General features: G+C 62.2%; 16 protein-coding genes, 2 rRNA genes and 2 pseudogenes. 9 read left to right on the top strand and 11 right to left on the bottom strand.

From position 1 onward, the window contains the following. The 3 genes from I8746_RS05905 to I8746_RS05895 all read left to right on the top strand — a co-directional run. Positions 1–95 (top strand): 23S ribosomal RNA (locus I8746_RS05905); the annotation flags it as partial. 142 nt (positions 96–237) lie between these two features. Further along, positions 238–353, top strand: a 5S ribosomal RNA gene (rrf, locus tag I8746_RS05900). A 230-nt stretch (positions 354–583) separates the two neighbouring features. Beyond that, positions 584–2,392, top strand: a complete 1,809-nt coding sequence (locus I8746_RS05895) for an ABC transporter ATP-binding protein/permease (RefSeq protein ID WP_221100289.1) — start codon at positions 584–586, stop codon at positions 2,390–2,392. A gap of 223 nt (positions 2,393–2,615) precedes the next feature. On the opposite strand, the gene I8746_RS05890 is transcribed toward I8746_RS05895, so the two are convergent. Further along, positions 2,616–3,815, bottom strand: a complete 1,200-nt coding sequence (locus I8746_RS05890; protein WP_221100288.1) for an MFS transporter — start codon at positions 3,813–3,815, stop codon at positions 2,616–2,618. Between the two features lie 440 nt (positions 3,816–4,255). Here I8746_RS05890 and I8746_RS05885 point away from each other — a divergent pair, with 440 nt between their 5' ends. After that, positions 4,256–6,490 carry a TonB-dependent siderophore receptor gene (locus I8746_RS05885; RefSeq protein ID WP_221100287.1) on the top strand — a complete coding sequence of 745 codons (2,235 nt, stop codon included), beginning with the start codon at positions 4,256–4,258 and terminating at the stop codon, positions 6,488–6,490. Between the two features lie 126 nt (positions 6,491–6,616). Further along, a complete protein-coding gene (locus I8746_RS05880; RefSeq protein WP_221100286.1) occupies positions 6,617–7,156 on the top strand; it encodes a histidine phosphatase family protein in 540 nt (179 codons plus the stop codon). A 3-nt stretch (positions 7,157–7,159) separates the two neighbouring features. On the opposite strand, the gene I8746_RS05875 is transcribed toward I8746_RS05880, so the two are convergent. Then, complete coding sequence (locus tag I8746_RS05875) at positions 7,160–7,945, bottom strand: sulfite exporter TauE/SafE family protein (protein WP_003250191.1); 786 nt, start codon at positions 7,943–7,945, stop codon at positions 7,160–7,162. Between the two features lie 125 nt (positions 7,946–8,070). After that, positions 8,071–8,664 carry a helix-turn-helix domain-containing protein gene (locus I8746_RS05870; RefSeq protein WP_012053085.1) on the bottom strand — a complete coding sequence of 198 codons (594 nt, stop codon included), beginning with the start codon at positions 8,662–8,664 and terminating at the stop codon, positions 8,071–8,073. A gap of 115 nt (positions 8,665–8,779) precedes the next feature. Between I8746_RS05870 and I8746_RS05865 the strand changes: the two genes are divergently transcribed. The 3 genes from I8746_RS05865 (at position 8,780) to I8746_RS05855 (ending at position 11,483) form a co-directional block, all read left to right on the top strand. Beyond that, the gene (locus I8746_RS05865; protein ID WP_014753856.1) at positions 8,780–9,916 is read left to right on the top strand and encodes an FAD-binding oxidoreductase; all 1,137 of its coding nucleotides are present in this window, start codon (positions 8,780–8,782) and stop codon (positions 9,914–9,916) included. 12 nt (positions 9,917–9,928) lie between these two features. After that, positions 9,929–10,306, top strand: coding sequence for a RidA family protein (locus I8746_RS05860; protein WP_003250199.1), 378 nt, complete (start codon positions 9,929–9,931; stop codon positions 10,304–10,306). Between the two features lie 112 nt (positions 10,307–10,418). Beyond that, complete coding sequence (locus I8746_RS05855) at positions 10,419–11,483, top strand: membrane protein (protein WP_014753855.1); 1,065 nt, start codon at positions 10,419–10,421, stop codon at positions 11,481–11,483. A gap of 53 nt (positions 11,484–11,536) precedes the next feature. Here I8746_RS05855 and mcpA (I8746_RS27475) read toward each other — a convergent pair. The 3 genes and pseudogenes from mcpA (I8746_RS27475) to I8746_RS05845 all read right to left on the bottom strand — a co-directional run. After that, a pseudogene (gene mcpA / locus I8746_RS27475) lies at positions 11,537–12,133 on the bottom strand (methyl-accepting chemotaxis protein McpA); the annotation flags it as partial. Between the two features lie 258 nt (positions 12,134–12,391). Next, positions 12,392–13,423 (bottom strand): annotated as a pseudogene (mcpA, locus tag I8746_RS27470) (methyl-accepting chemotaxis protein McpA); the annotation flags it as partial. 142 nt (positions 13,424–13,565) lie between these two features. Beyond that, positions 13,566–14,444, bottom strand: coding sequence for a LysR family transcriptional regulator (locus tag I8746_RS05845; RefSeq protein ID WP_003250205.1), 879 nt, complete (start codon positions 14,442–14,444; stop codon positions 13,566–13,568). 100 nt (positions 14,445–14,544) lie between these two features. Between I8746_RS05845 and I8746_RS05840 the strand changes: the two genes are divergently transcribed. After that, a complete protein-coding gene (locus tag I8746_RS05840) occupies positions 14,545–14,973 on the top strand; it encodes a PACE efflux transporter (protein ID WP_012053081.1) in 429 nt (142 codons plus the stop codon). A gap of 39 nt (positions 14,974–15,012) precedes the next feature. Here I8746_RS05840 and I8746_RS05835 read toward each other — a convergent pair whose 3' ends face one another. From I8746_RS05835 to I8746_RS05815, 5 genes are all read right to left on the bottom strand, one after another. Next, positions 15,013–16,062, bottom strand: a complete 1,050-nt coding sequence (locus I8746_RS05835; RefSeq protein WP_088512915.1) for a hypothetical protein — start codon at positions 16,060–16,062, stop codon at positions 15,013–15,015. Between the two features lie 152 nt (positions 16,063–16,214). Next, positions 16,215–16,883: a GntR family transcriptional regulator gene (locus I8746_RS05830; protein WP_003250210.1), complete on the bottom strand. Its 669-nt coding sequence runs from the start codon at positions 16,881–16,883 to the stop codon at positions 16,215–16,217. A gap of 16 nt (positions 16,884–16,899) precedes the next feature. Beyond that, entirely contained in the window at positions 16,900–17,598 is a 699-nt protein-coding gene (locus I8746_RS05825) for a FadR/GntR family transcriptional regulator (protein ID WP_003250211.1), read from the bottom strand. 44 nt (positions 17,599–17,642) lie between these two features. Beyond that, positions 17,643–18,953 (bottom strand): C4-dicarboxylate transporter DctA, encoded by a 1,311-nt coding sequence (locus tag I8746_RS05820; protein ID WP_012053078.1) that lies wholly within the window; start codon positions 18,951–18,953, stop codon positions 17,643–17,645. Positions 18,954–19,180: 227 nt separating this feature from the next. After that, positions 19,181–19,495, bottom strand: coding sequence for a helix-turn-helix domain-containing protein (locus I8746_RS05815; RefSeq protein WP_012053077.1), 315 nt, complete (start codon positions 19,493–19,495; stop codon positions 19,181–19,183). Positions 19,496–19,525 lie beyond the last annotated feature (30 nt).

Genomic DNA, 19,525 nt, shown 5'->3' with positions numbered 1-19,525 from the left:
AGGGCCGTCGAAGACTACGACGTTGATAGGTTGGGTGTGTAAGCGCTGTGAGGCGTTGAGCTAACCAATACTAATTGCCCGTGAGGCTTGACCATATAACACCCAAGCAATCTGCTACGCAGATTGTGGTGGTGAAGACGAAAGACCCGAAAATTCGTGCTTTACACAAGAGCTTCGCAAATATCGCATATCCGAATTCGCTGGGCTGTCCATCTGGACATTCTGGCAACAGAATTTCTTGACGACCATAGAGCATTGGAACCACCTGATCCCATCCCGAACTCAGTAGTGAAACGATGCATCGCCGATGGTAGTGTGGGGTTTCCCCATGTGAGAGTAGGTCATCGTCAAGATTCATTTCGCAAAACCCCTATCTGCACATGCAGGTAGGGGTTTTGTCTTTGTGGGCAAAAAAACTGGGCTTGCTTGAATCCCGGGAGCAGGCAGCTTCGTAAATGGCACCGGCGTTGCCGGTGTTCGCGGGTAAACCCGCTCCTACAAATCATGAAATGTGCGTCATTTATACCTGACGAATGACAGCGTAATGCTACGCTCGCGGAAATACTCAGCACGGATACTTACCATGGAAATGAACTGGCATCAGGCCCTGCAAGAGAGCCTAAGCTGGCTGGCAATCGCCTCGTTCATCACCCTTGTCAGCTTCACCGCAGCCGCAACTCTGGCCGTAAGTTGTACACGCTGGGGCAGCCAGTTCTGGCAGCTTGCCGGGCCCTATTTCAGTTTCAGGCGCAGTTGGCGGCCGTTGCTGGTGTTTGCCCTGCTGCTGGTCCTGACGCTGTTTTCGGTTCGCCTGAACGTGCTGTTTTCGTTTTGGTACAACGGCTTCTACAGCGCCTTGCAGGGCCTTGACCAGGCGGCGTTCTGGTATCTGCTCGGCGTCTTCGGGGTGCTGGCCACCATCCATGTGCTGCGCTCGCTGTTCACCTTCTATGTCAGCCAGGCATTCAGTATCAAGTGGCGGGTCTGGCTGACCGAGCGCCTGACCCACGACTGGATGCAGGGCGATGCCTATTACCGTGGCCAGTTCCTTGCCGAGCCAGTGGACAACCCTGACCAACGTATCGAACTGGACGTTAACGCTTTCGTCACCAACTCGGTCACCCTTGCCCTAGGCGCAGTCAGTGCGCTGGTTTCGCTGGTGGCGTTCACCGGCATCCTCTGGGGGTTGTCGGCACCGTTGACGGTGGCCGGCGTAGAGATCCCTCGGGCGATGGTATTTGCCGTTTACCTGTATGTCATCGTCGCCACTTGGGTCGCCTTCCGTCTTGGGCGCCCGTTGATCCGGCTTAACTTCCTCAACGAGAAACTCACCGCCAACTTCCGTTACGCATTGATGCGTCTGCGTGAGAACGCCGAGAACATTGCCTTCTACCAAGGTTCGCAAGTCGAGCGGGGCACGTTGCTCGGCCGTTTTGCTGCCTTGATCGTGAATGCCTGGGCATTGGTGTACCGGAACTTGAAGTTCAGTGGCTTCAACTTGGGTGTCAGTCAGGTGGCCGTTGTGTTTCCGTTCATTCTTCAGGCGCCGCGCTTCTTCAGTGGGGCGATCAAGCTGGGCGACGTCATGCAAACTTCCCAGGCCTTTGGGCAGGTGCAGGATTCTTTGTCGTTCTTCCGTGAGTCGTACGATGCGTTCGCGCAGTACCGCGCGACCCTTGACCGTCTCACCGGCTTTCTCGATGCCAACCAGCAGGCAAGTGCGTTGCCGCGCGTCACGACCGAAGACCAGGCGCATGCGCTGCAGATTGCGGGATTACAGGTACTGCGCCCGGACGGACATGCCCTTATCGCCGACCTGGACCTGAGCCTGCACGCCGGTCAGGCGTTGTTGATCAAAGGGCCATCGGGCAGTGGTAAAACCACGCTGCTGCGTGCCCTGGCGGGCCTTTGGCCGTATGCCGAAGGCAAGGTCAGGCGGCCAACGGGGCATCAGGCACTGTTCCTGTCGCAACGCCCGTACCTGCCGCTGGGTGACTTGCGTACCGTCATTGCCTACCCGGCAGCCAGCAATTCCAAGGATGAGTTGCTCATGCAGCAGGCATTGCGCCAGGTCAACCTGGCCCACCTGGCCGAGCGTCTGGACGTCAGCTGTGACTGGTCACACATCCTCTCGGTGGGCGAGCAGCAGCGTCTGGCGTTCGCCCGGGTACTGTTCAACCGGCCTGAGGTGGTGTTTCTCGACGAGTCCACCTCGGCGATGGATGAGGGGCTCGAGCATGCCCTGTATGCGTTGTTGCGCTCGGAAATGCCAAGTGCATTGCTGGTCAGTGTCGGCCACCGCAGCACGCTGGCAGCGTTCCATACTCACCGGCTTGAGGTGGATGGGCATGGCGGTTGGTCGTTGCTGGAGCAGGAGGCTGCGCTGGCCTAGCTCGGCTTGAGGGGGAGATCGCCATCCAGCATCGCGATCAGCTTGGCCCCTTCACTGCGTGCATTGCCGACATCCTTGGTGACCCGAACCACTCGAACGCCTTCACCGGCAGGCGGCGCTCCCTGGCCAGGCGTTCGGCCTCTGCGGCGGGAGCGTTCGGGTTACAGGATGGAACTGTTCAACCTGCGTGCGCCGCAGCCGTGAACCGCCAGGCTAGCCAGGTTCAGCGCAGCAGCGTCAGTCCTGCAAGGGTGGTGACGGCAAACCCTGCACCCACCAGGAAGGTTGCCTGGAACCCCGCACTCTCCCATAGCAATCCGGCAACCACGCTGGCTATCAGCAGCGCCGCACCGGTCAGCAGGTTGAACAGGCCGAAGGCGGTACCGCGCAAGTTGGCGGGGGCGCTGTCGGCAATCATGGCAGAGAAGATGCCTTGGCTGAAGCCCAGGTGCAGGCCCCAGGCCGTTACCCCAAAGGCAAGCCCCACCCATCCTGGCAAAAGGGCCAGCAGCAGGTCGGCAGTGATCAGCAGGCCTAGCCCGGCCATCAGCACGCCACGGCGCCCCACTCGGTCCGACAACACGCCGGCAGGGTAGGCCGACAGTGAGTAGGCCATCGCCATCAATACCAGTACCGCCGGCGCCCACAGCGGTGTCAGGCCTATGTTCTGAGCCCGCAGCAGCAAGAACGCCTCGCTGAAACGGGCGAGGGTGAACAACGTGGCCAGACCGATCAGGCGCCAATAGACCGGCCCGAGGCGCCGCAGCGCGTGCAGTGCCAACGGTGAGCGTACCGGACGCCCCATAGCTGAGGCTTCAGGTTCGTGAACGAAGGCAACTAGGATATACACCGCCACGAACGCCGGGATAATAGCTACCCAGAACACGGTCTGGAAATGGCTCGCTGTCAGCCACATCAACACGATCGCCAGCAATGGCCCGAGGATAGCGCCCACGGTATCGAGCGCCTGACGCAGGCCGAACGCCGCGCCGCGCAGCTCGACCGGCGTAACATCGGCCACCAGTGCATCACGCGGTGCCCCCCGAATGCCTTTACCGACACGGTCGACGAAGCGTGCCGCAGTCAGCCACTCAAGTCCGGGGGCCATGGGAAATACCGGCTTCATCAGCGCACTCAGGCCATAGCCGATCACTGTCAGCAGCTTGCGTTTACCCAGTCGGTCGCTGAGGGCGCCAGAGAACACCTTGGTGAACGATGCAGTCGACTCGGCGATTCCTTCGATAAGCCCCACCGCTATCACCGAAGCGCCGAGCACACTGACCATGTACAGGGGCAGTAGGGCGTGGATCATCTCCGAGGAAATGTCCATCAACATCGACACGAAGCCCAGCGCCCAGATACTGCGGGGCATCTTCGGCGGGCTTTTGGCAGTGTTCGCGCAGCTGTTGTCATCGCCACGCATCTGGTCTCTCCGCAGCGTTGTACGTCGAAACTGTAGATGCCTGCACACAGGATGCAAATCGGATAGGTGGATGGCAGCAACAGCCTGCGGACATGACTGAACTGTCCATGAATGCAGGGTGGTCATTCCGTCATAGGGTGCCTTCGCCGGTGTTCGCGGGTAAACCCGCTCCTACAGGCGAGCGCGAAGGCTTATCAAATGTTGAGCAAGACCGTTGCTCCCACAGGGAGGCTCGCGAGCCTCGCTGTGCCAAAGATCACGGTTCAGCAAAGTTCAGTTACAAACATGTAAACTTCGTAAATAAGATTTACTCGCATTTGCGACTCTCTATATTTACCACCCCTGTTGGCCGCCAAACTGAGTGCGGGGCCGGTGGGCGAGGGCTCCCGGTTTCCGACAGGGATGTGCCTTTTCGCTCATGAATCGCAGGAGATGTACCCATGCAGTGCAGAACTTCATCCAACAGCCTGGCCCTGGCGTTCGTCGCGCTGGCGTCGCCGTCCATGCTGGCGACTGCGGCAGAGTCTGAGGAGCTGCGTGCGGGTGAGGTAGTGGAAGCGCCCGTCGCCGACAACGCGCTGGTGATCCAGGACACCCTGATCACCGCCGAGCGCGAGGCGCGACAGGCCCTGGGCACGTCGATCATCACGGCCGAGGACATCAAGCGCCACCCACCGGCCAATGACCTGTCCGACATCATCCGCCGCGAGCCCGGGGTTAACCTGACCGGCAACAGTGCCAGTGGCGCACGCGGAAACAACCGGCAGATCGACCTGCGCGGCATGGGCCCGGAGAACACGTTGATCCTCATCGACGGCAAGCCATCCAGCGCGCGCAACGCTGTGCGCTATGGCTGGAACGGTGACCGTGATACTCGGGGTGAAACCAATTGGGTGCCGGCCGAAGCGGTCGAGCGCATCGAGATCCTGCGTGGCCCGGCCGCCGCACGCTACGGCTCCGGCGCCATGGGCGGGGTGGTCAATATCATCACCAAGCGTCCTTCCGACGAGCTGAAAGGGAGCGTCAGCCTGTACACGCAACTGCCCGAAGACAGCGCAGAAGGCGCCAGCCGGCGAGCCAACTTCAACCTCGGTGGCGGCCTGACCGATAACCTGGGTGTGCGCCTGTACGGTGGCCTGGCCAAGACTGACGCCGACGATCTGGACATCAACGCCGGGCATGCCACCAGCGCCCTGGTTGCGGGGCGAGAAGGCGTTCGCAACAAGGACATCAACGGCCTGCTCAGCTGGAAACTGAACGACGAGCACCGCCTCGAAGCCAGTGCCGGCTACAGCCGTCAGGGCAACATTTTTGCCGGCGACACCATGAACAGCAACGGCGGCGGAGACGTCGACTTCGTCTCCAGCCTCTACGGCCACGAAACCAACGTGATGCAGCGCAGTACTTATGACCTGACCCACCTCGGTGATTTCACCTGGGGTACCAGCAAGACCACACTGGCCTACGAATACGTACGCAACTGGCGCCTTAACGAGGGCTTGGCTGGCCGCACCGAAGGTGCCCCAAGCGACGAAGGTGGGGCCATGTCCCGTTTGCGTAACACACGCCTGAGCAGTGAGGTGAACCTGCCGTTCGCCATGGGCAGCACAGAACATGTGCTTACCTTGGGTGGCGAGTACCTGTACGAAACCCTCAACGACCAAGGTTCGTTGCGCCCGCAAAGCTCCGACCCCACCCACAATGACGGCCTTGTCGGCTTCGATCGCAGCAGCTCGAAGATGACCGCACGCAGCTATGCGCTGTTTGTCGAAGACAACATCATCGTTGGCGACACCACCCTTACGCCGGGCCTGCGTTTTGACCACCACGAAACCTTCGGTGACAACTTCAGCCCCAGCCTGAACCTGTCGCACAAGCTCACCGAAGCGCTGTCGGTAAAAGGTGGTATCGCCCGTGCCTACAAGGTTCCGAACCTGTACCAGTCCAACCCCAACTACCTGCTGTACAGCCGCGGTAATGGCTGCAGCGTGCAACAGACCAACAATGGCGGCTGCTACCTGCAGGGCAACGCCGACCTCAAGCCCGAGATCAGCGTCAACAAGGAAATCGGCCTGCTGTACGACCGGGGTACCTGGCGCACCAGTGCCACCTACTTCCGCAACGACTACAAGAACAAGATCATCGGTGATACCGATGTGCTTTACACCATGGGTACCGGCAGCCGTGTGACTCAGTGGGACAACGCCGGCAAGGCGCGGGTGGAAGGTGTCGAAGGCAACTTCTTCATCGAGTTGGCCCCGACCCTGGACTGGAACACCAACCTGACCTGGATGCTCGACAACGATGATCGCGAAACGGGCGAGCCGTTGTCGGTGATCCCGGAATATACCGTCAACACCAGCCTCGACTGGCGCGCCACCGAGCAGCTGTCATTCCAGGTAGCGGGTACTTACTTCGGCAAGCAAAAATCGCCGACCTACAACTACCGCACCCAGCAGGACTACGACAAGACCGCCCAGCAGGACGTCGAGGCCTATGGCCTGGTGGACGTGAGCGCCGGGTACAAGTTCAATGCCAACTACGACGTGCGGGTGGGCGTGAACAACGTCTTCGACAAGCAGATCCTGCGCGGCGGCAACGCCAGCAGCTCGGGGGCAAACACGTATAACCAGCCGGGCAGGGCGGTGTTTGCTGCGCTGAATATCAACTTCTGATCCAAAGGGCCGCTCTGCGGCCCAATCGCAAGTCAACCGGATCGCGAATGGCCGGCGACATTGTTGCAGCCAAACGTCTCGCAGCGTGCTAAACCATGCACCCCAGCCCGCTGCGAGAAATGCCTGGTGAAAGCCATCCGCCTGACCCTGATTTGCCATGCCCTGACCCAGGCCCAGAAGAACGGGCGCCTGCACCATACGGATGATGGCATCCTGCCGCTAGCCCGACAGGCAGACGCCGACCGATCAGGCGTGCAACTGCTGAGTGCGCCAGAGCGGCGGGCCTGCGAGACGGCGGCGTGGTTAACGGGGGCGGTACAGGTCGAGCCGGGCTTGGCCGATTGCGACCTTAGGCGTTGGCAGGGTTTGTCGTTGAAGCAGCTACAAGCCGAGCAACCGCAGGCGTTGGCAGAATGGCTGCGGGATCCGGCCAGTGCCGTGCATGGTGGCGAGTCGTTCGCTGCGCTATGCCAGCGCCTGGCCGCTTGGCTGGCGGCCTTTGACAGGCCGGGTGACTGGCTGGCCGTGACCCACCCGATGGTCATACGCGCCATGCTGGTACAGGTGCTTGGGTGTCCGATGAGTGCCGGGCAGCGAATTGACGTGCTGCCGCTGTCACGTCTGGAACTGAGCTTTACCGGGCAGTGGCGGTTGCGCCTGGGCTAAGGCTCAGAACGCCAGCTTGTAACCGATCAGCAGCAGCATCGTTGCCAGGCAAGGGCGCAGCACGCGGTCGGAGATTCGCCCGGTGAGGTGGCTACCCAGATAGATGCCTGGCAGCGAGCCCAGCAGCAGGTAGCCCAGCAGCGACCAATCCATGTTGCCCATGCCCGCGTGGCCCAGGCCTGCTACCAAGGTCAGTGGCACGGCGTGGGCAATTTCGGTACCGACCAGGCGACGGGTGACCAGGAACGGGTACAGCAGGAACAGCGCCACTGTACCCAGGGCGCCAGCACCGATGGAGGTGAGGGTGACCATTATTCCAAGCACCACGCCGGTCAGCACCGTGAGGGTGTTCAGGCTACGGTCGCTGAGGTGGTAGTGATCACCGGCATGGCGGCTGGCGAAGGCCTGCAGGCGCGATTTGAACAGGATGGCCAGCGCGGTCAGGATCAGCACCACCGCCAGGCCTTGCTTGATGATGGCGTTGAGCGCCGAGGTGTCGGTGTGCAGGGTGCTGAGGAACCACAGGGTCAGCGCCGCTGCGGGCACGCTGCCCAGGCTGAGCAGGCCGGTGATCTTCCAGTCGATGTTCTTGTTGCGCGCATGCACCCAGACGCCACTGGCCTTGGTGATCGCTGCATACAGCAGGTCGGTACCGACAGCGGTCGCCGGGTGGATACCAAACCACAACAGGATCGGGGTCATCAGCGAGCCGCCACCGACGCCGGTCATACCGACGATGAAGCCCACGACCAGGCCAGCAATGGTGAAACCGAAAGAACCTACATCCATACGCTACTCGACTGCCCAACTTTGCCCGTTATCGGATGCCAGTCAGCATATAGATTTTTTTATAGCCAAATAGACTTGTTCGTTATTAGGTTATAACCGGGTTTGCCTTGGGCGGGCGTGACCGATCAACGATCAGTCATCACCACCATGACATGGGCATCACCACCGTCATCACTTTCCGACAGGTAGATGTGCCCCACCTGGCTGTCGAAATACGCCGTCTCCTGCGGCCCGATGCTGACCGCTTCGCCGGTCTCGAACTCGATGCGCACACGCCCGCTCAGCACCAGCGCGAACTCTTGCCCGGGGTGGCGGATAAAATCGTCGAACTGGCCGCGTTCCCGGGCGATGATGCGGGCATAAGCCGGTGTCATGCGTCGCGCGGGGAAATCCCCGGCAATTGGATAATAGTCGTAGGTGCCGGTCGAATAACCCGCCGCTGCGGGCAGTGAGTCAACCACCACGGTCACCGGCACCGGGGCGCTGACCGTGCCGCTGGCGCGGAACAGCTGGGCAATATCGACATTCAGCGCCCGCGCAGCAGCGGCCAGTTTTTCATAGCTGACCGACACCTGCGCCAGTTCCATCTTCGACAACGTGGACAGCGGCACACCACTGGCTTCGGACAATTGCTTGAGGGTCATCTGGCGCGCCTTGCGCACCTGGCGCAGGCGCTGGCCCACTACTGCACGGTCAAGCTGGGGTAGAGCTGAAGGCATTCAGGGATCTCGGCATGCGGCGTTGGTCGGGCATCTTACCTTGGACCCTTGCGCATTTCTAAATTCTCATATATTAGAATTCTCATAAATGATAATTTGCCTGGCAGGAGCGTGCATGACCCCGACCTACGATACCCTGATCATCGGTGCTGGCATCGCCGGCGCCTCGCTGGGCTACCGCCTGGCCGGTCAGCAGCGCGTGCTGCTGGTCGAGCGTGAATCGCAGCCTGGCTACCATTCCACCGGGCGTTCGGCGGCCATGTTCATGGAGGCTTACGGCACCCCACAGATCCAGGCACTGACCCGCGCCAGCCGAGCCTTCTACGAAGCGCCACCGCAGGGCTTCTGCGAGCACCCGCTGCTGGAGCCGCGAGGCTGTCTGTATGTGGCCAGCCTGGAGCAACGTGAACTGCTTGAGCAAACTTACGCGCAGAACCTGGCCAATGGCACAGAAGTCAGCCTGCTGGACCGGGACGCGGCCTTGGCACTGATACCCAGCCTGCGTGGCGAAACCCTGGCCGGCGCGGTGCTTGAGCCAGGTGCGATGGACCTTGATGTACATGCCTTGCACCAAGGCTTCTTGCGGGGTTATCGCACCGCCGGCGGTGAACTGCGCTGCAACGCCGAGCTGATCCAGGCCTGCTACCTGGACGGCGTGTGGCAGGTGGAGTTGGCTGATGGCAGCCGTTTGCAGGCCCGATGTCTGGTCAATGCTGCAGGTGCCTGGGCGGACCGTGTGGCCGAGCAGTGCGGGGTGGCGCGCATCGGCTTGCAACCGTGCCGCCGTAGCGCGTTCACCTTCCCCGGCCCGGCAGAACAAAACTTTGCCCGCTGGCCTGCAGTGATTGGCGTCGATGAAAGCTTCTACTTCAAGCCTGATGCCGGCCAACTGTTGGGGTCTCCAGCCAATGCCGACCCGGTTGAGCCACAGGATGCCGCGCCCGACGAGTTCGACGTGGCCTTGGGTATTTACAACATTGAAGCCATGACCACCTTGGCGATCCGCCGCCCTAGCCACACCTGGGCCGGGCTGCGTTCATTCGTTGCCGACGGCGACCTGGTGATCGGTTTCGATGCGCATGCACCCGCGTTTTTCTGGCTGGCGGCCCAGGGTGGCTATGGCATCCAGTCGGCAGCGGGGGCCTCGCGCCTGGCCGCCGACTTGCTGATGGGCCAGCCCGTGTGTCCCGACCTTGTCAGCCAGGGCGTGGCGCCCGAGCGCCTGTCCCCGGCCCGTTTCCAGCAACCCTGAAAGGAGCATCCCATGAGCAATGACATTCAGCGTTTCCCCAGCAGCTTGCCGTTCCCGTTTTCCCGCGCCGTAAAGGCCGGTGGCTTTCTGTTCCTCTCCGGGCAGGTGCCGATGAGCGCTGGCGGCGAAGTGGTGCGCGGTGATATCCAGACCCAGACCCGTGCTGCCTGCGAGCGCATCGCCGAAAGCCTGGAGGCCTGTGGCGCGCGTCTCGACCAGGTGGTGAAGGCCACGGTCTGGCTGTCGGACATGCGCCATTTCGCCGGCTTCAACGAGGTGTACAAGGCGTTCTTCGGCGCCGCGCTACCGGTGCGTTCCACCGTGGCTTCGGCGTTGGCCCTGGGCGTGGATGTGGAGATCGAAGTGCAGGCGTTCGTCGGCGACGCCTGACCGGGCAAAGAGCCCGTGTAGAGGCGGCCTTGTGTCGCGATGGGCTGCAAGGCCGCCCCTACAACCGGTATGCGACGGCGATGACAAAACAACAATAAATCCAGAGGTTCACATGCAAGAGCAGCTGAAGATCGCCGGCGCATTTGTCGGCGTGATCGTGGGGGCGGGGTTCGCTTCAGGGCGGGAACTGTTGTTGTTCTTTGTCGATTTCGGCGTGTGGGGGTTGGCTGGCGCGTTGGTCAGCGCCGCCTTGTTCACCTTCCTCGGCATGGCATTGGCGGGGCTGGGCAATCGCCAGCAGGCCACCTCGCACAAGGATGTGATCCTGGCCATCTGCGGCCGTCACCTGGGCATGTTCGTCGACTGGTTGATCACCTTTTTCATGTTCGCCGTCACCGTGGTCATGCTGGCCGGTGGTGGTGCCTTGCTGGAGCAGCAGTTCGGCATCCCGGCCCTGACTGGCAGCGTGCTGGTGACGCTGGTGGTAGTCGGTATCGTGTGCCTGGACGTGCGCAAGATGATACTTGCAATTGGCGCCATCACCCCCTTGCTGATCCTGGTGGCTTCGGCAATAGCGCTGTATGCCGTGATCACCCGCGAGCAGAGCTTTGCTGCGCTCGATCAGGTGGCCAGCCAGCAACAGGCCGGCACCCGCCATTGGCTGCTGGGGGCGTTCTTGTATGTATCGTATAACATCGTCGCGGGTGCGCCGATCCTGGCCATTCTGGGCGGTTCGGCCAAGGGCGAGAAAGCTGCGGTGTGGGGAGGCCTGCTCGGTGGTGCAGCGCTAGGCGGCCTGATGCTGGTGATGAGTGCCGGGCTGCTGTCGCGCCTGGACAGTGTGGCCGACCAGCCGATGCCCATGCTGTCGATTGCCAACGAAGTGTCACCACTGCTGGGGCTGGTGATGTGCCTGATCATCTTCGGCATGATCGTCAACACCGCGGTGGGCACGCTGTTTTCCTTCCTCTCGCGGCTGTTACCGGCGGGCACGACGAAGTTCCGCTGGGGCTCGGTGGTGACCGGGGTGGTGGCGTTCGGCTGCAGCCTGGTGGGGTTCATCAGCCTGGTGGGCGAAGTGTACCCGTTGTTTGGCTACCTGGGCTTTGTGCTGATGACGGCGGTATTGTTGGCCTGGGTACGGCGGGGCAGGGCTGCGAAGGCGGTGGCTGCATAAGGGGCTGGTACAGGCGACAACAGGCATAGGCCGTTGCCGCCTGAACCCGGCGTTTAAATCCTGAAGCTGCCCACCAACTGCTTCAAACGCCCGGCCTGCTGGGCCAGCTGGTCGCAATGGCGCAGGGTCTCGTTGAGGTTCTCCACCCCTTGCTGGTTCAGGGCGTTGATCTGGGTGATGTCCAGGTTGAGGCTCTCGACCACGGCAGTCTGTTCTTCGGTCGCTGTCGCCACCGACTGGTTCATGCCATCGATTTCGCCAATGCGCTGGGTCACGCTGGCCAGGCGTTCGCCGGCCTGGTTGGCCACCTGCACGGTCTGTTCGCTGGAAACCTGGCTGGTGTTCATGGTGTGCACCGCTTCGCGCGAGCCCACCTGCAGGCTGGTGATCATGCGGTGGATTTCTTCCGCCGACTCCTGGGTACGGTGCGCCAGGTTGCGCACCTCGTCCGCCACCACGGCAAAGCCACGGCCGGCTTCACCGGCACGGGCCGCTTCGATGGCGGCGTTCAGTGCCAGCAGGTTGGTCTGCTGGGAAATGCCCTTGATCACGTCGAGGATCTTGCCGATTTCGTCGGTGCTGGCGTTGAGCGTTTCGATCTGCGCGCACGACTCGCTGATCCGTTGCGACAGGGCCGTCATGGCGCTGATGGCTTCTTCAACCACTTCACGGCCACCGTGCGCCTGTTCGCTGGCACCGCTGGCATGTTGCGAAGCATCTGCGGCGTTGCGGGCGATTTCCTGGGTGGCGGCGCCCAGTTCGTTGATGGCCGCAGCGACGCTGTTGGTGCGCATGCTTTGTTCTTCAGAACCGCTGATCGACGCATTGGACGCACTGACCACTTTTTCCGAAAGATCATGCACCAGGCGGGTGGCCGAGGACACTTCGCTGATCGAGGCATGGATACGCTCGACAAAGCGGTTGAACGAGGTAGCCAGTTCGCCGAACTCGTCCTTGTTCTGCACGGCCAGGCGGCGGGTAAGGTCACCTTCACCCTCGGCGATGTCGCGCATGGCGCGGCCCATGGTGGTCAGCGGGCTCATCAGCACCGGAATCAGCAGGCCGAGCAGGCCGGCGATGGCGGCCACGGCAATCAGCATGGCAATGATCGCCGAAGTACGGAATTGGCTGAGCGCGGCATAGGCCTTGTCCCTGTCGATCGACAGCCCGATGTACCACTGCGCCGAAGGCAGGCCGGCCACCGGGGCGAACGAGATGATGCGGTCCTGGCCGTTGAGGGTGACATCCTGCATGCCGGCGGCAACCCGCAGGTTGCTGCCTGGGTAGATGTCCTTGAGGTTCTTCATCACTTGGTCTTTGTTCGGGCTGACGATCACCTGGCCATTGGCGTCGGCCAGGAAGGCGTGACCGATGCCGCCGAAGTCGACCGAGTTGATGATCTCGACGAGTGTGTCGAGGGTAACGTCACCGCCGACCACACCGATCAGTTCGCCATTGCGCTTGCTCTTCACCGGCGTGGCGATGGTCACCATCAGGCCACCGACTGCCCCCTGGTACGGGGCGGTCAGCACGGTCTGCCCGGCGTTGGCGGCGGCGCCATACCAAGGGCGCTGGCGCGGGTCGTAACCGGCGGGCATCTGGGCATCCGGGCGCTGGGTGAATTCGCCGTTGGCCTGGCCCAGGTAGGTGAACAGGAAATTACGCGTGTAGGACGGCTGCTCGATCAGCCCTGCCAAGGTGTCGCCGGCGCCTTGCTGACCGATGTCCTGGGCCAGGTTCTCCAGCACCAGAATGCGCCCGCTCATCCAGTTCTGCACACTGCTGGCGGTCAGTGCACCGGACTGCTGCACCGAGGCTTCGATATTCTGGCGGATGGTATTGCGTTGCAGGTAGTCGTTGTAGAGCGTGAACAGGGCAAATGCCAGGACCACGACGCCGCAGGCGCTGAGCAGGATCTTGTGGCGAAATTTCAGGTTCATGTTTCGAGACCTTGAGCCAATGAGGGGAGGGCGCAACGCGCTCATGACGCGATGCGGGGCCTGTCGACCGAGATATCGGCTCGAGGGGTAAAAGATTGAAGTGCTTAGAGAAATTTCTTACAGGCGTTTCGACGGACGGCAGTCACGGGTCAGCCAACTGCTCGATCAGCAGGCGTGCGGCTTGCTGCAGCGGCTGTTGTTTGCGCCACAGGATATGCACGGGCAGTTGCAACGCGTTGTGTGTATTGCGGAACTCCAGGCGCACCAGACGCCCGCTGGCCAGCAGCGGCGCGACCCGCGACAACGGCAGATCACCCCAGCCCAAGCCAGCTTCAACCATCTGCAGCGCCAGGTCGAAGCTGTCGGTGGACCAGTGTGTGGCGCCGATCAGCGGGCGAGGGTCAGCCAGTGGCAGATCGCGGCTGCGCACCAGAATCTGACGCACCTGGGTCAGGTCCTCAAGGTAGTGGATACGTCCCTCACGCAAGGCCGGGTGGGCCGGCGACAGGGTGGCTACCAGCGACTCCATGCCGATGTGCTGGAAGCCGCGGCGGGCATCGACCTGCAGGCCGGCAAAGGCTACGCAGAGGTCGGCACGACCGCTGTCCAGCAAGTGCAGGGCTTCTTCCTGCGGGGCGCTGACCAGGGCAATGTCCAGCAAGGGGTGGCGCTCACCGAGGTTGGCGATGGCCGCCAGCAGCGGGCGGTGATCGATGTCGGGTACCACCGCCAGGGTCAGGCTGCTCTCCAGCCCTTGGGACAACTCCAGGGCATGAACCTGTAGCAGCCCGAGTTGTTCGGCAATCAGCCTGGCGTGTGGCTCAAGGGCCAAGGCCTGCGCGGTTGGGCGAACTTCACGCGGACCACGTTCGAACAGGCTATAGCCAAGTTCTGCTTCAAGGTTGCCAATGGCCATGCTCACGGCTGACGGCACGCGCTTGAGGGCGCGCGCAGCGGAAGAAAACGAACCGTTGTCGAGCACGGCCAGAAACAGCTGGATGTTGTCGCTGGAAAAGTTCATGGCAGCCTCCTGTCAGTTGATCTGACAGCTGCTGACTTTTGCTGTCAAGTGCGTTGAAGCATGATCGCCCCGTCGCTTTTTGTCTTTGGAGGTAACCTGGGTGCAGGGATTGAAACGCAAGCTGGTCTACGTGACTTTCTATGAACTGATCGGGCTGTGCATGTCGACCCTCGGGCTGGCCTACCTGTCAGATACGCAGGCGTCGCATACCGGGCCGCTGGCGGTGATGATCACCACCATCGCCATGCTCTGGAACCTGATCTACAACACCCTGTTCGAGTACTGGGAGAGCCGCCAGGCCAAGCGGGGACGCAGCGTGGCGCGGCGGGTGGTGCATGCCATCGGCTTCCAGTTGACCCTGGTGGTTTACTTGATTCCGCTGATTGCCTGGTGGCTGGACATGACATTGCTGGAGGCGCTGCTGGTGGATTTGGCGTTCATCATCCTGGTGCCGTGCTACACCTTTGCCTACAACTGGGCGTTTGATCGTGTGTTTGGCTTGCCAAGCGCTGCCCTGGCCACAGCTTGATACAGCCTTGCACTGCGAAGGAGCCGGCACAGGCCGCCTCTAAGGTGGCAGGCGAATGATCAAAGGCGCTTGCTGTTGCTCGACCTGCTGCTCCACCGGCCGCGGCGCACTGGCCAGCAAGCTGTCCTCAACCTGCCCCGACAGGTAATAGACCCCCGCCATGGCCCCGCTCTGGCGGTTCTCCATCAACTCCTGCCATTCCTGGTTCAACGCCACGTTCAGGATCACCCGCAGTTGTTCGACCATCTGCGGGTGATCACGGTCATGGGTCATCATCCCGTAACCGGCTGCAGCAATCGAAATCATCGCCCCTGCCACCTTGCCCACTGCCGATGCCACGGCACTGGCGATACCGCGTGGGGCCAGGGTGGCGCCAAGCTTTTCGCTGGCCTGGGTGGCCACCGAGTTGAGCCCGACATCGGTCCTGCCGGGGCCTTTGCTGGCCTGCTGATGCAAGTGCTGGCGCATGGCTTGCCAGGCCGGCTGCTGGTCCAGTGACTTGGCCCGCAGCAGCTGATACAGGCTGGCATTGCGCGCATCCGGTGGCCCCAGGGCGATGGCGGGGATACGGTTGAGGCGCTGGCTGAACTGCTCGGGCGGCGCGTTGTAACGGCTGATGATGGCCGGCAGTTGCTGGCCGAGCAGTTGCAGGTACAGTTCGCAGGCGCGGTCGCGGATGCCCTCGGGGTTGATCTGCTCGGCTACCGGCTCGATCACCCGCGCGTGATACTGCTCCTGCAGGTACAGGGCCAGGCGTTTTTCTGCCGGTTCCCGACCCTCGCCACTGTCGAGCTTGTACCAGGCCACCTTGAGGGTCAGCCACTGCTGGGTCCAGTAACCCGTGAACCAGGGGATGAAGTCGCTTTCGGTGCGTTGCTGCACTTGCTCCTTCCACACCCGCATGGAGCGCCGGGCATAGTCGTTGGCCGAGCCGGCGGCACCGGCCGAGGCTTCTATCAGTTCCTGATCGATGCGTTGCCAGGCCGCGGGAGTGAGTATTGTGGGTGGCGGCGGGGCAGCGGGGCGCTTGCTGGCACAACCGCCGAGGGCCAGCAGAAGGCAGAGCAACAGGAGGACTCGAGAACTCACGCGACCGCCTCCCTGGTAGAGGCTGGGGTGGTTCTCGAAGTATAGGGTGGGGTTATTGGGGCTGCTGTGCAGCCCATCGCCCGCATCCGCTCAGATGCAGATGGTTGCGTGAGCGCGGCCTGCGTGGGAGCGATCGCGTCCGTTTGGTCGGGTTATTCCAGGTCGAGCTTTTCTTCCAGACGGTCAAGGTGCCTGTGCATCAACCCCAGCGCCGCTTCGGCATCACCTTGCTCCACGGCATCGATGATTGCCGCATGCTCTTCCCACGCGCAGTGATCGCAGCACGGCGTTTCGTAGCGAGCGATGATCAGCGAGGTCATCGGCACCAGCCCATTGAGAAATCGCGCCAGTGGTGCATTGGCCGCCACCTGCGCCAGTTTCAGGTGGAACTCGCCGCCCAGGCGGATCGCTGCGCAGCGTTCGCCACGCTCATGGTGCTGGCGCTCGCGCTCCACCAGTTGCCGTAGCTGGCGCACCTGCGCCGGCCGGGCGCGTTGCGCGGCCAGGGTGATCAGCGTGGTTTCCGCCAGGCGACGGGCACTGAGCACCTGACGTGCCTGGTCTGGGTCGGGTGCAGCCAGATGTGCGGTGTGGCTGGGGCGCTGTACCACCACCTGCTGGTCGGACAGGCGCCCCAGCACGCGGCGGATCACCGTGCGGCTGACACCAAAGGCATGGCCCAGTGCCTGTTCGGGCAACAGACTGCCCGGCGGCAGGCGCTGTTCGAGAATGGCGTCGAACAGCCGCGGATAAATCTGCTCGGCCGACAGGCGGGTTTCGCCGGCCGCGAGCAGGGCAGGCAAGTGGGGGGCGGCGTTCATGGGCACTCTCCTGAGGTCATGGATGTGGATGTTCGTCCGGGATATTCAACGCGATGCCCATGCGCAGCCCTTCGGCCACGATGTGCTGACGCATCTGGGCACTGGCCTGGGCGCTGCTGCGTTCGCGAATGGCGCGCACCACCGCTTCGTTTTCCTTCAGCCGCGCGGCCAGGTGCTCTGGCGAGTTGCGCAGCATGTCGGCGCTTTGCTTCAGGGCATTGCCGGTCTGCTGCACCACGCTCTGGAAAATCGGGTTGGTGGTCAGGGCGAACAGCGCCTCATGGAAGGCTATGTAGGCTTTGACCCCGGCCTCGCTATCATCGGCCTCCAGCGCTTCGCGCATGTCCATCAGGGTCAGGCGCAACTGGCCGATGTCCTGGCTGTTGGCCGACTGCGCCACCAGGCCGACGATGAACGGTTCGAGTGTGTAGCGCAGTTCCAGCACGTCGGCCAGGCTGGCCGCTGCGCTGGTTTCCACGCCCGACGCCTGGGCATCGGCATCCAGCACCAACACGCCCTTGCCGGGTAACGAGCGCACCAGGCCCAGTGTTTCCAGCACGGTTACCGCTTCGCGCAGGCTGGGGCGGCTGATGCCCAGTTGTTCGGCCAGTTCGCGCTGGCCTGGCAGCATGTCGCCGGTGCGCCATTGGCCGCGGGCCAGGGCCTGGCGGAGTTTTTCCACCACTGAGTTGACGACGGTTGATGAGCTGATCACGTTTCGCTCCTGGAAGGGCCGGCATCAATGCCGGCCACGTTCGCTCAGAATTCCTGTTGATGGGCATTGGGTTGCTTGCGGGGCGTGGGGGCAAAGCCAGGCTTGCCGTCGAGTACGTTCTGCGCACGCTCCAGGTCAATGTCCTTCTCCCAACGGGCAATGGCCACGGTGGCCACGCAGTTGCCGATCAGGTTGGTCAACGCCCGGCCGATACCCATGAACCAGTCCACCGCCAGCACCAGTACCAGGCCAACCACAGGGATCGCCGGTACCGCAGTCAGGGTGGCGGCAAGAATCACCAGTGCCGAGCCTGGGATGCCGTGAGCCCCCTTGGAAGTCACCAACGACACCAGCAGGATGGTCAGCAGGTCGGTCATTTCCAGTGGCGTGCCGGTGGCGTTGGCGATGAACACGATCGCCAGGGTGAGGTAGATGGAAAAACCATCGAGGTTGAACGAGTAGCCGGTAGGGATCACCAGGCCGACCGTGGAACTGCCGATGCCCAGGTGCTCAAGCTTGCGCATGATCTGTGGCAGCACAGCGTCGGAAGAGGCGGTGCCCAGGACGATGGTCAGCTCTTCACGCAGGTACTTGATCAACGGCAGCAGTTTCAGGCCCGACAGGCGCATGACGGTGCCCAGCACGATCAGCACGAAGCCAGCACAGGTCAGGTAGAACAGCGCCACCAGCCCGCCCAGGTGCTGCAGCGACGCCAGGCCGTACTTGCTGGTGGTGAAGGCAATGGCGCCGAACACGCCGATCGGCGCCAGGCGCACGATCATGCCCATGATGCGGAAGATCACATGGCTCAGTTCGTTGATCAGTCGCGAAATGCCGGCGGCCGAGTCACCCACCAGGTTCAGCGCGCTGCCGAACAGCACCGAGAACAGCAGCACCTGAAGAATGTTGTTGTCGGCGAAGGCACCGATCACCGAGGTGGGGATCAGGTCCATGAAGAACGCCGTGGCGCCATGGATGTGCTGGCCGCGCTCGGCCAAGCCGTTGGCATCGGCGGCGGACAGTTGATCCAGGTGAATGTTGGCACCGCTGCCAATGCCACTGGTGAAGGCGAACACCAGGCCGATCACCAGCGCCAGGGTCGTCAGCACTTCGAAGTAGATCACCGACTTCAGGCCGATGCGGCCGACCTTTTTCAGGTCGCCCGCACCCGAAATGCCGCTGACCACCACGCAGAACACGATCAGGCCGATGAGCATCTTGATCAGCTTGATGAAGCCGTCGCCGAGGGGTTTGAGTTGCAGGGAGAGGTCGGGGAAGCTCAGACCGCAGGCGATGCCGAGGGCAAGGCCGAGTACGACTTGCAGGAAAATCGAACGCGAGCACCATTTGAGCATGGGAGGAGTCTCTGATCGGTGTCCTTGCTTCGGTAGCCGCACGGGGCGAAAGAGCGCAGGACTTAATTATTGTGGTCTTACCGGTTTGTTCAGCGCGAGGCCATAAAAGCGCGAAAAATACCTGATTGCAAGGTTTTTTGGCCTTACCGGTCTGACTAGTTGTGGGGCAACCCAGCCTGCCATGCTCTAGTTCGGTGCGTGCCGTAAAAGGGGGCGCTTGAAATAGCTCAGGGCTTGGCCAGTGCCTGATCCACCGCTGCAATCAGCTTGCCAAGATCTTTGGGTGGGGCGTTGTGGATGACACCGAACAGGTAGGCGCGCTGCTCCTCTTCGTCGTCCGGTTCAGCGAAGAAGTCCTTGGGCTTGACGCCCAGCACCTGGGCAAACGCCATGATTGCATCGATGCTGGGGGTGTAGGTGTTGGTTTCGAAACGGCTGATGGTCTTGGGGTCGAAGCCGGTTCGTTCAGCCAGTTGTGCCTGGGTCAGGCCCGCCAGCTTGCGGTAGCGGCGCAGGGCGATACCCAAAGCTGATCTCGTCATCGCTTAATTCCCATTTAGAATCAAGAACTT

It is taken from the genome of Pseudomonas sp. USTB-Z (assembly GCF_019691255.1).
In the GTDB taxonomy this organism is placed as follows: domain Bacteria; phylum Pseudomonadota; class Gammaproteobacteria; order Pseudomonadales; family Pseudomonadaceae; genus Aquipseudomonas; species Aquipseudomonas alloputida.
This window is presented reverse-complemented; position numbering and strand designations above follow the sequence as displayed.

What these genes read in the sequence shown, in the direction of transcription:
- I8746_RS05885 (WP_221100287.1), top strand. Translation starts at nt 4,256, where the DNA reads ATGCAGTGCAGAACTTCATCCAACAGCCTGGCCCTGGCGTTCGTCGCG.
- I8746_RS05865 (WP_014753856.1), top strand. Translation starts at nt 8,780, where the DNA reads ATGACCCCGACCTACGATACCCTGATCATCGGTGCTGGCATCGCCGGC.
- I8746_RS05830 (WP_003250210.1), bottom strand. Translation starts at nt 16,883, where the DNA reads ATGAACGCCGCCCCCCACTTGCCTGCCCTGCTCGCGGCCGGCGAAACC.
- I8746_RS05860 (WP_003250199.1), top strand. Translation starts at nt 9,929, where the DNA reads ATGAGCAATGACATTCAGCGTTTCCCCAGCAGCTTGCCGTTCCCGTTT.
- I8746_RS05895 (WP_221100289.1), top strand. Translation starts at nt 584, where the DNA reads ATGGAAATGAACTGGCATCAGGCCCTGCAAGAGAGCCTAAGCTGGCTG.
- I8746_RS05820 (WP_012053078.1), bottom strand. Translation starts at nt 18,953, where the DNA reads ATGCTCAAATGGTGCTCGCGTTCGATTTTCCTGCAAGTCGTACTCGGC.
- I8746_RS05845 (WP_003250205.1), bottom strand. Translation starts at nt 14,444, where the DNA reads ATGAACTTTTCCAGCGACAACATCCAGCTGTTTCTGGCCGTGCTCGAC.
- I8746_RS05875 (WP_003250191.1), bottom strand. Translation starts at nt 7,945, where the DNA reads ATGGATGTAGGTTCTTTCGGTTTCACCATTGCTGGCCTGGTCGTGGGC.
- I8746_RS05890 (WP_221100288.1), bottom strand. Translation starts at nt 3,815, where the DNA reads ATGCGTGGCGATGACAACAGCTGCGCGAACACTGCCAAAAGCCCGCCG.
- I8746_RS05870 (WP_012053085.1), bottom strand. Translation starts at nt 8,664, where the DNA reads ATGCCTTCAGCTCTACCCCAGCTTGACCGTGCAGTAGTGGGCCAGCGC.
- I8746_RS05815 (WP_012053077.1), bottom strand. Translation starts at nt 19,495, where the DNA reads ATGACGAGATCAGCTTTGGGTATCGCCCTGCGCCGCTACCGCAAGCTG.
- I8746_RS05855 (WP_014753855.1), top strand. Translation starts at nt 10,419, where the DNA reads ATGCAAGAGCAGCTGAAGATCGCCGGCGCATTTGTCGGCGTGATCGTG.